The 10,002-nt window shown below is 74.3% G+C and carries 9 protein-coding genes; 5 read left to right on the top strand and 4 right to left on the bottom strand.

Annotated elements, in window-relative coordinates; translation table 11 throughout:
- Positions 1-238 precede the first annotated feature (238 nt).
- Entirely contained in the window at positions 239-928 is a 690-nt protein-coding gene (locus E1193_RS26440; RefSeq protein ID WP_132185892.1) for a TIGR03089 family protein, read from the bottom strand.
- Positions 929-1,079: 151 nt separating this feature from the next.
- On the opposite strand from E1193_RS26440, the gene E1193_RS26445 reads away from it, so the two are divergent.
- A complete protein-coding gene (locus tag E1193_RS26445) occupies positions 1,080-2,225 on the top strand; it encodes a glycosyltransferase family 1 protein (protein WP_132185893.1) in 1,146 nt (381 codons plus the stop codon).
- A gap of 61 nt (positions 2,226-2,286) precedes the next feature.
- Positions 2,287-3,378 carry a sugar phosphate nucleotidyltransferase gene (locus E1193_RS26450; protein WP_132185894.1) on the top strand — a complete coding sequence of 364 codons (1,092 nt, stop codon included), beginning with the start codon at positions 2,287-2,289 and terminating at the stop codon, positions 3,376-3,378.
- A 96-nt stretch (positions 3,379-3,474) separates the two neighbouring features.
- Here E1193_RS26450 and E1193_RS26455 read toward each other — a convergent pair whose 3' ends face one another.
- Complete coding sequence (locus E1193_RS26455; RefSeq protein ID WP_132185895.1) at positions 3,475-4,122, bottom strand: NUDIX domain-containing protein; 648 nt, start codon at positions 4,120-4,122, stop codon at positions 3,475-3,477.
- Between the two features lie 39 nt (positions 4,123-4,161).
- On the opposite strand from E1193_RS26455, the gene E1193_RS26460 reads away from it, so the two are divergent.
- Both E1193_RS26460 and E1193_RS26465 read left to right on the top strand, forming a co-directional pair.
- Positions 4,162-5,199, top strand: a complete 1,038-nt coding sequence (locus E1193_RS26460) for a hypothetical protein (protein ID WP_132185896.1) — start codon at positions 4,162-4,164, stop codon at positions 5,197-5,199.
- 260 nt (positions 5,200-5,459) lie between these two features.
- Positions 5,460-6,467 carry a helix-turn-helix domain-containing protein gene (locus tag E1193_RS26465; RefSeq protein WP_132185897.1) on the top strand — a complete coding sequence of 336 codons (1,008 nt, stop codon included), beginning with the start codon at positions 5,460-5,462 and terminating at the stop codon, positions 6,465-6,467.
- A 282-nt stretch (positions 6,468-6,749) separates the two neighbouring features.
- Here E1193_RS26465 and E1193_RS26470 read toward each other — a convergent pair whose 3' ends face one another.
- Entirely contained in the window at positions 6,750-7,838 is a 1,089-nt protein-coding gene (locus tag E1193_RS26470) for a coenzyme F420-0:L-glutamate ligase (RefSeq protein WP_132185898.1), read from the bottom strand.
- Complete coding sequence (gene cofD, locus E1193_RS26475; protein ID WP_132185899.1) at positions 7,835-8,782, bottom strand: 2-phospho-L-lactate transferase; 948 nt, start codon at positions 8,780-8,782, stop codon at positions 7,835-7,837. The genes E1193_RS26470 and cofD overlap by 4 nt, the downstream gene beginning before the upstream one ends.
- Positions 8,783-8,879: 97 nt before the next feature.
- On the opposite strand from cofD, the gene E1193_RS26480 reads away from it, so the two are divergent.
- Positions 8,880-9,800, top strand: a complete 921-nt coding sequence (locus E1193_RS26480) for a hypothetical protein (RefSeq protein ID WP_132185900.1) — start codon at positions 8,880-8,882, stop codon at positions 9,798-9,800.
- Positions 9,801-10,002 lie beyond the last annotated feature (202 nt).

Here is a 10,002-nt window from a genome sequence, read left to right on the forward strand (position 1 = left end):
CCACGGTCCGCCGCGCCCCCGCCCCACCCGCTTCGCGTCGGTCCGGTTCTGTCTCGGCCGGTGATCCGCGTCGTTTGCGGCGTATTGGGGTGTCGGCGGACAGGGACACCGCGACGTGCCGCGTATCAACTCGATCATGGCTCGCGCCCGGAGGGAGCCAGGGGGAACCAGGGCGGCCCCAGGGGGCAGGGGCCAAGAGAGGCCCAGGCGGTGACGGGTTGGTTGGCCAGGGTGCGGCCTAGTGGAGTACCTGGGTGACCCGCTCGGTGGCGACGCGGGACTCCAACCGGGCCGGGTCGAGGCTGCCGCAGGGCACCACGCTCGCGCCGGCCGTCAGCGGGGCGAGCAGCCAGTCGACCGGGTCGGGATGCCGGTCGGCGTCGACCAGCAACCGGTCACCGGGGCCCAGCCCCAGCTCGGTCGCCCGGGCCGCCGCCCGGGCCAGCAGCTCCGCGTCGCCCGGGCCGCCCCGCGGGTACGGCGTGAAGTGGTCGCCGTGTCCGCGTACCTCGGCGACGAAGTCGACGAAACCGGCCGGCACCTGCCGCATCGGCAGGGCGAACGGGTCGAGCGCGAGGGCGTAGCGGTCCCCGGCCGACCAGGCGTCCGCCTCGGCGACCCGGCCGGCGGCGGCGAAGAGCACGTCCACCTCGCCCGGCGTGGCGGTCACCGTCAGCTTCGCCGACCAGCAGCCCAGCAGCACCGCGGCGGTCTGCCAGTGCGGCGGCAGCAGCACCCCGGCGGTGTCGCCGGGCTGGCGGGCCAGCTCGTCGACGAGCAGGTTGGCCGTCTTGGCCACCCAGTTCGCCAGCGTCGCGCCGGAGAGCTCGGTGCGTTCGCCGGTGGCGTCGTCGTACCAGGTCAGCAGGGGTCGGGTGGGGTCGGTCGCGATCGCGTCGGCGAAAACCCGGGCAATGTTGTCGGCCATCGGCGCGAACGATACGCGCTCCGTGCCCGTACTCGATGACGATGACAAGTCGGCATACGGTCGGGTCGCAGGCAGCGTCCGCGCCGGGCACCGGCGTAGGCTTGCCCGGAGTGTTGTTCCCCACAGACCCGCCAGTTCAAGGAGTCGCCCCGTGACCGCCGGTCGCCCGCCCCGCGTGCTCATCGACGCCACGAGTGTCCCCGCCGACCGTGGCGGCGTCGGTAGATACGTCGACGGCCTGCTCGGCGCGCTCGGCAGAGTCTGCGGTTCCGCGGTCGACCTGGTGGTCGTCAGCCTCCGCACCGATCTCGAGCGCTACACCCGCATGCTGCCGGGCGCGGAGGTCGTGCCCGCCCCGGCGGCCGTCGCGCACCGCCCCGCCCGGCTAGCCTGGGAGCAGACCGGCCTGCCGCTGCTCGCCCAGCAGGTCGGCGCCGAGGTGCTGCACTCGCCCTTCTACACCTGCCCGCTGAGAGCCGGCTGCCCGGTCACGGTCACCGTGCACGATGCGACCTTCTTCACCGAGCCCGAGCACTACGACAAGTCCCGCCGTACGTTCTTCCGCAGCGCGATCAAGACCTCGCTGCGCCGCGCGGACCGCGTCATCGTGCCGAGCAAGGCCACCCGGGACGAGCTGATCCGGCTTCTCGACGCCGACCCGACCCGGATCGACGTCGCCTACCACGGGGTCGACCACGCGGCCTTCCACGCTCCCGGCGATGAGGAGAAGGCCCGCGTCCGCGCCCGGCTGGGCCTGGGCGGCAGCAGCTATGTCGCCTTCCTCGGCGCGAAGGAGCCGCGCAAGAACGTGCCCAACCTGATCCGCGGCTGGGCGCGGGCGGTGGCCGACCGGGAGAACCCGCCGGCGCTGGTGGTCGCCGGCGGCCAGGGGCACGACGACGACATTGACCGCGCGGTGGCGGACGTCCCGTCGCACCTGCGGCTGTTGCGCCCGGGCTACCTGCGCTACGCCGACCTGCCCGGCTTCCTGGGCGGGGCGCTGGTCGCGGCCTACCCGTCGTACGGTGAGGGTTTCGGGCTGCCGATCCTGGAGGCGATGGCCTGCGCCGCCCCGGTGCTCACCACCCCGCGCCTGTCCCTGCCGGAGGTGGGCGGGGACGCGGTCGCCTACACCAGCGAGGATCCGGACCAGATCGCCGCCGACCTGGCCGCCCTCCTCGACGACGAGCCGCGCCGGCTCGCGCTGGCCAAGGCGGGCTTCGACCGGGCCAAGGAGTTCACCTGGGAGTCCAGTGCGGAGGTGCACATCGCCGCGTGGAGTCGGGCCCGGGGCTGAACGGTCTCACCCCGCCGCCGACCTGGCTTACCACCTGGGTTGGTTCGGGCATGATGTGCTGATGCTCTACGCCGTCATCCCGGCGGGTGGCAGCGGCACGAGATTGTGGCCGCTGTCCCGCGCGGGGCATCCCAAGTTCCTCCATCCGCTCACCGGCACCAGTGCGTCCCTGCTCCAGGCGACGGTGAACAGGCTGGGGCCACTGGCCACACCGGAGCGGATCCTGGTCGTCACCGGGGCCGCGCACGCGGCGGCGGTCGCCCGGCAGCTGAGCGGGCTGCCCGAGGAGAACATCCTGGTGGAGCCCTCGCCCCGGGATTCCTGCGCGGCGATCGCGCTGGCCGCGGCGGTGATCGCGCACCGCGACCCGACAGCGGTGATGGGCTCCTTCGCGGCCGACCACCTGATCCGCGACGCCGACGCCTGGGTACGGACGGTCCGCGCGGCGGTGCGAGGCGCGGAGCAGGGGCTGCTGATGACGGTGGGCATCACTCCGACCCGGGCCGAAACCGGCTACGGCTACCTGGAGACCGGCGAGCCGGTCGGCGACGGTCCGCTGCGTCGGGTGGCCGAGTTCAAGGAGAAACCGGCCGCCCCGGTCGCCGAGGCGTACCTGCGCTCCGGGCGGCACCTCTGGAACGCCAGCATGTTCGTCTGGCGGGTGGACGTCTTCCTCGCCGAGCTGGCCCGGCAGCAGCCGGTGCTGCACGCCGGGGTCACCGCCATCGCCGCCGCCTGGGGCACTCCGAAGCAGGACGACATCCTCGGCACGGTATGGCCCACCCTGCCGAAGATCTCCGTCGACTACGCGGTGATGGAGGGTGCGGCGACCGCCGGCCGGGTGGCGACGGTCCCGGGTGACTTCGGTTGGAACGACGTCGGCGACTTCCACACCCTCGGCGAGGTGCTTCCCGCCGACGCCGCCGGCAACGTCGTGCTCGGCACCGACGCCAAACCCGGGGTGCTGCTGCACGACGCCCACGACGTGGTGGTGGTGCCGCACTCCGGTCGGCTGGTCGCCGTGCTCGGCGTGCGGGACCTGATCGTGGTGGACACCCCCGACGCGGTGCTGGTCTGCCCTCGTCAGCGGGCCCAGGACGTCAAGGCGCTGGTCGACGAGCTCAAGGAGCGCGGCGAGGTGGGCCTGGTCTGACCGGGGCTCGGCGCCGGCCCGTCCGCTGCCGGCTGGCGGGTGGTGGCCCGGTGGGGTGCCGGCCGGCGGGAGGCGGCCCGGTGGGACCGCCGGCGGTCAGCCCGTGCGGCGGGCCCGGGCGGCCAGGGCCGGCGCCACCAGCCGAGCCGTCCCGCCGGCCAGCGGCTCGGGCAGCCGGTCCGGCGGAAACCAGCCCAGCGCCTCGGACTCGTCGCTGACCCGCTCCACCGCGCCCGGCGGGGCGAAGACCGCGAAGCGAACGTCGTGGTGCAGCGACCCGCCCTGGCAGGCGACCGGGTGGACGTCGACGTCGATCGGCACCGGGTCGACCACCAGACCGGGGATGCCCGACTCCTCGGTCGCCTCGCGCAGCGCGGCGGCGGCGAGCGTCCGGTCGTCGCCCTCGCAGTGCCCGCCGAGCTGCACCCACCTGCGGAACTTGCCGTGCAGGCAGAGCAGCACCCGGGACCCGCTGGTGTCGAGCACCAGCGCGCTGGCGGTGACGTGGCCCGGCAGATGGTCGCGGTCCGTGGCCACCGGGCCGGCGGACAGCAGCTCCAGCGTCCGGTCCCGCGCCTCGGCGGCGGCCGGGCTGGTCGCCGTCCAGCCGGTCAACACCGTGACCGCGTCGGCGTGCAGCGCCCGCCGCCCGTCGGGTCCCGGCGGGCCGTCGGCACGGGCCGCAGGCCCGCGGCGGAAAGCGGACGGGGCGGCATCAGCGGTGGCGGGGAAGGCGTCGGACATCCCGACACTGTACGAGCACCGGTTCCGTACCCTGGCCCGGTGACCCTGCGACTCGTCGAATTCGTCGTGGCCGGAAACGAGGCCAGCGACCTGCTGCCGGTCCGTTCGCCGGCGCTGCTGCGCGCCCACGGGGCCCGGCGTGGCTTCTGGACGGTGCTGGACGAGGGCCCGGTCGAGCGCTGCCTGGCCCTGCTGCTGGAACGCGCCGACGGCGGGTGGGTCGCCCACCACGTGCCGGCCGACGCGGGACCGGAGAACGGCCGTACCGAGGACGGCGAGGCGCTGGCCCACCACGACGGTTGGGTGTACGTCTTCGGCTCGCACTTCGGGTCGAAGGGCGGCCCGCTGCGCCCCCGCCGTGCCTTCGTGGCCCGGTTCCGTGAGGACGATGCGGCCATCGGCACCCTGCCGGTGCAGGTGGTACGCAACCGGTTCCGGCTGCACCGGGCGGTCAACGACGCGCTGGCGAAGGCGCCGTTCGCCCCGCTGCCGCCCGGCGCCCGGGTGCGGAGCCGGTTCATCGTCGAGACACTGGCCCGGGGCACCGCGCGGGCCAAGAGTTGGGTGACCCGGCTGGCCGAGGACGATCTGCCGCTCAATGTGGAGGCCGCCGCCTTCGCCCCGGACGGCACGGCGCTGCTCGGGCTCCGGTTCCCGGTGACCGCCGCCGGGGAGCCGATTCTGGTGGAGCTGGCCGGGGTGCCGGAGATGTTCACCAATGCCGACTGGCCCCGCGCCGGCCGGGCGTACGCGTTGACCGGGGTGACCCCGCCCGGCGCGCTGGTCGGCTTCCGGGCCGTCACTCCCACGCCCGATGGCGGGTACGCGGCGGTGGTCGGGTCGATCGACGCGCTCGGCAAGGGCTCGGTGCTGCTGGACGACCATCCGACCGGCGGCGAGGTGACCTCCCGGCACGTCCGGTTCCGTTGGGATCCGGCCACCGACGACCATCTGATCCCCGGGGAGGTCGTGGCCGACCTGGCACCCTTCCACCACGTGGAGGGTCTGGCCGAGTGCGACGGGGCCTGCTTCTACGTCACCGACGAGGACCACCGGGTGGCGCTGTGGGTCGGTTGACGGCTCGGACGCCGGCGCCCGGGTGACACCTCCGCGGAGCTGAAGCCGCGGACCCTCGTGGTGCCGCCCGGCGCCGGTCGTCCCGGTCGCCCGGTGTGCGATGGACCGGCGGGTAGCGCCGTTCCGGGCAGTAGGAGCATGTCAAGCGACAGCCGGAGCGTCGAGGAGTTTTAGCTTCTGCTTAAAGGCGCAGGTAAATGCCACTCTGTACAGTGCAGGGGTCGGCGAGCCTCCCCTGCCAGCCCCAGGAGCGCCCCCACATGCTGACGATCCACTTCTCCCGCCACGACATTCTCCGGACCCGCATCGCCCCCACGGCGGATCCGGTCTGGGAGCTGGTCCTCAGCCTGCACCTGCTGCGAGGACGCGGTGGCGACCCGTTGTTGGCGCACTGGCGCCAGGGCGTCGCCCGGGAGCTGCGCCGCGACGTCGCCTCCGAACGCTTACGCCTGCTGCTCGCCCTCAGCCCGCCGCGCGGATACTTCCCCGATTTCCTGACCCCGTACGACAGTGTCGAGGGGTTCGAGGCGGGCCTGGCGGCCGTCCGGTCGACCCCGGCGGCACGGCTGCACCAGGACCTGACCGTCCTGGCCGGAGCGAACGCCCTGCCGTCGTCCGCCGCCGCGCTGGCCCGGGGCGAGCCGGAGGTGCTGCGGCACCTGACCGACTCGATGGCCCACTACCGGTCGGTGGCGCTCGAACCGTTCTGGGGCCGGATTCGGGCGGCCGTGGAGGCGGACCGCACCCGCCGGGCCCGGGTCCTGCTCGACGGCGGCATGGAGGGGCTGCTGACCAGCCTGCACCCGACCGTCCGTTGGGAGTCCGACCGGCTGGAGATCCACGACTACCCGACCAGCCGGGAGTTGCGCCTGAACGATCGAGGGCTGCTGCTGGTGCCCTCGTTCTTCTGCGCGCGCACCCCGGTGGCCCTGCTCGACCCGGCGCTGCCCCCGGTGCTGGTGTATCCGGTGGACCGGCTGGGCGGACTGGCCCCCACTGCCGGCGCGGGCAGCATCGGGCCGGTCGGCGAGGAAGCCGGCCGGGAGGCGCTCGCCGCGCTCATCGGTCGTACCCGGGCCGCCGTCCTGGAGGCCAGCGACGACGGCTGCACCACCGGTGAGATGTCCCGCCGGCTGGCCATCTCGGCGGCTGCCGCCAGCCAGCACACCGCCGTGCTGCGCAAGGCAGGGTTGCTGGTGAGCCAGCGGGACCGCAACCGGGTGCTGCACACCCTCACCCCCCTCGGCCGGGCCATGCTCGACGCCTGACAACCCTCACTCACCCACCCGGCGTCGCCGGCCGCCGCCCCGGCCCGATCCGGTCCGGGCCGCCCTCGCCCCGCCCGGGTCAGGCCGCTCTCGCCCCGCCCGGGTCAGGCCGCCCTGCCCTGGCCTGCCCTGGCCTGCCCCGGCCTGCCCCGGCCCGGCTTGGCCTGGACCGGGCCGGTGGTCGACCTGTCTGCGCCGGATGGCGGCGTCCGAGAGATCAGACACCGCCATATTCGGCGGGTCGGGGAGGGCGCCCGGGGGCAGTCAGGATGGCGACCCGGGTCAGAGCGCCAGGCAGGCGCTGGCGGCGCTCCCTTCCGGCGGCGGCAGCAGCGCCGACGGCACGCCCTCGGCGGCCAGCGCGGTCCGTAGCCGCTGCACGTCGGCGCCGAAGCGCACCAGATCGGCCCGGCCGACCGGGGCCGGCGCCACACCGAGGACGAGCCCGCTGGCCCGCTCCGGCCACCCGGCAACCTTCCCGACCAGTCCGGCGCGTTCCTCGTCGTCGGTGACGTGGGTGAAGACCGTGCCGGGCGCGACCACGTCGGCCACCGCGGCGATCGCCCGGGCCACCACCGAGAGGTCGGCCGGCTCCTCACCGGGCCCGTCGGGAAGGATGGCGGCCTCCCGCAGCCCGACCACCTTCGCCTCGGCGGTGCCAAGGGAGAAAAGGTCCATCGAGGCGTCACGGACCAGGGCCGCCGCGCCGGCCCCGTCGTCGCCTCGGGTGGCGCCCAGGTAGCCCCGGACCACCGCGACCGGAACCTGGTCGCACTTGCCCTTGATCAGCTCGCCGGCGCCGGCCAGCTCGTCCACCACGGCCATCTGGGTCAGCTGCAGCTCGTTGCCGTACGGGTCGATCTCGCCGCGATGGTCCCGGATCGCGGACATTCCGGCCACGCCGAGCGCGACATCGGTCAGCCCGTTGCGCCACGGCCGGCCCATCGTGTCGCTGATGATGACCGCGACGTCCAGTTCGTAACGCTGCCGCAGCGCCACGCGCAGCGCCCGCGCCGACGCGTCCGGATCCTTGGGGAGCAGCACCAGCCGGGTCTTGTCGACATTGGACGCGTCGATGCCGGCGGAGGCCATCACGAAACCGTGGTGGGTCTGCACGATTCGCGTCGCGCCCCGGCTGGCCACCATCCGGGCGGTCTCGGCCGCCAGCACCTCGTCCCGCGCCGCGAGCCGCTGCGGCCCGTCCGCCGGCACGTCGACCAGCCGTCCCTCCGCCTTCGACACGATCTTGCTGGTGACGACCAGCACGTCCCCGTCGCGTAGCCACGGCGCGGCGGTGGCGATCAGCGCCGCGAGATCGTCACCTTCGGTCACGTCGCCGATGCCCGGCACCGGCAGGATCTCCAGCCTCACACCAGCTCCAACGCGGCCCGTACCATGTCCGCCGTCGCCGCTTCGTCGGTCATCCGCAGCGGCGCGGACCGAACCGTCACTCCGGGCACCGCCGTGCCCTCGTCCTCCGGCGCGACCAGCCAGCCGTCGAGCAGGCCCCCCTCGCCCCGCCCGCCGTACATCCGGCCAACGCCGGCCGCGCTGCACTCCACGCCCAGCACCGACAGGCAGCGGTCGGCCATCCCGCGGACCGGGGCGCCACCGATGATCGGCGAAACGCCGACGACCGGCGCGGACCCCCCGGCGACCGCCTCCCGCAGGCCCGGCACGGCCAGCACCGGGGCGACGCTCACCACCGGGTTGCTCGGGGCGACCAGCACGACGTCCGCCTCGGCGACGGCCTCCCGCACACCGGGGGCCGGCGTGGCGTTCTCCGCGCCGACGAAGACGAACCGGTGGGTGGGGATGTCCGCCCGGTGGCGGATCCACCACTCCTGGAAGTGGATCGCCCGCCGGCCGCCGTCGAGGTCGACCACCACGTGGGTCTCCAGGCGGTCGTCGGTGGCCGGCAGCAGTCGTACGCCGGGCTGCCAGCGGGTCGCCAGTGCCTCGGTGACCTGCGACAACGGGTAACCGGCGTGGAGCATGGTGGTCCGTACCAGGTGGGTGGCGACGTCCTTGTCGCCGAGCCCGAACCAGCTCGGCTCGGCCCCGTACGCGGCCAGTTCCGCCTTGACCGTCCAGCTTTCGCCGGCCCGCCCCCAGCCCCGTTCCGGGTCGGCTCCGCCGCCCAGGGTGTACATGACGCTGTCCAGGTCGGGGCAGATCTTCAGGCCGTGCAGGAGCAGGTCGTCCCCGACGTTCACCACGGCGGTCACCTCGGCGCCCACCTCCCGGGCGTACGCCCGGACACCGAGCAGGAACCGGGCGCCCCCGATCCCGCCGGCCAGAACCACGATGCGCATGACGTCCATCCTCGCGTACCCGACACCTCCGGCTCATCGGTGGTCCGAGAGACTAGGCTCACGTCGGCAACTGCCCGTCTGGACCGAGGGAGAACCCGTGACCAGCCCCGCCGAGCCGGCGCCGCACGACGCCGCGCAGGTCCGTCAACTCACCCGGCCGTTGCGTGAACTGGCGGCGCTGGTGCTGCTCGGCGCGAACGCCGTGCTGCTCTTCGTCGGCTTCGTCGACCTGCTGACGCCGGCCAACGAGTACAGCACCTTCCCGGGCCGGGCGGGGAGCGGTTTCTTCACCTTCGTCGGCATCGAGGCGATCGCCCTGCCGCTGCTGGCGGTGCTGCTCGCCACCCACGTGTCGCCGGTCGTCCGTCGGGCGAAGCAGATCACCCAGGTCGCCGTCGCCGAGTACGCCGTCAGCGCACTGCTCGGCGCGCTGGCCCTCCTGATCTGGCTGGTCGGCCGGCTCGCCGAGGTGGAGTTGCTGCGGGCCCTGCTCGGCATGTTGACCCGGGCGGCCTGGTTCGCGGTCTTCGGGGTCGCCGCCTTTGTCGTGTACCGGATCTGGCGCACGTTCTTCCACACCCCCAAGCCTCAGCCGCAGCCCGGCATGTACGGGCAGCCGCAGCCGGGCTGGCCGCAGCAGCCGGCCCCGGGCACCTTTCCCACCGCCGGCTACCCGCCCCCGGGTCAGTCCGGTTACCCGGCGGCGGGTGGCCCTTACGGCTCGCCGTCCGCGCCGCCGTTCGGCTCGCCGTCCGGCACCGTCCCGCCGTTCGGCTCGCCGTCCGGCACCGTCCCGCCGTTCGGCTCGCCGTCCGCGCCGTCGTTCGGGGCCGCGCCGCAGTCCGCGCCGCCATTTTCCGGGCCGAACACCGCGCCGCCCTTCGGGCAGCCGCCGTCGGCCGACCCGACCCAGGCCATCCCCCGGCAGCCGGGTGAGGCGGGCGCTCCGCCGGCCACGCAGGGCGGCGAGGACAACGACCAGACCCAGTCGTTCCGCCGGGACGACCCCCAGTCCTGACCGCTGCCGCGCCATCTCGCACCATCGGGGGGTACCACCAGTCAATAGGTAGCCGCGATTCGTGCCTTCCGGCCGGTGGGCATCGCCACTTGCGCCATTCCGTGCCTTCCGGGCGGGCGGTCAGCACAACCTGCGGCATTCGGTGAGCGGGCCAGGACGGGCTGGGCCAGACCAGGCCGGGACACGGGGCGGGCCGGGACAC

The organism is Micromonospora sp. KC606 (genome assembly GCF_004348675.1).
Lineage (GTDB): Bacteria > Actinomycetota > Actinomycetes > Mycobacteriales > Micromonosporaceae > Micromonospora.

Bases quoted from the DNA above. Each gene is read 5' to 3' on its own strand.
- E1193_RS26465 (WP_132185897.1), top strand. From the start codon at position 5,460: ATGCTGACGATCCACTTCTCCCGCCACGACATTCTCCGGACCCGCATC.
- E1193_RS26440 (WP_132185892.1), bottom strand. From the start codon at position 928: ATGGCCGACAACATTGCCCGGGTTTTCGCCGACGCGATCGCGACCGAC.
- E1193_RS26450 (WP_132185894.1), top strand. From the start codon at position 2,287: ATGCTCTACGCCGTCATCCCGGCGGGTGGCAGCGGCACGAGATTGTGG.
- E1193_RS26455 (WP_132185895.1), bottom strand. From the start codon at position 4,122: ATGTCCGACGCCTTCCCCGCCACCGCTGATGCCGCCCCGTCCGCTTTC.
- cofD (WP_132185899.1), bottom strand. From the start codon at position 8,782: ATGCGCATCGTGGTTCTGGCCGGCGGGATCGGGGGCGCCCGGTTCCTG.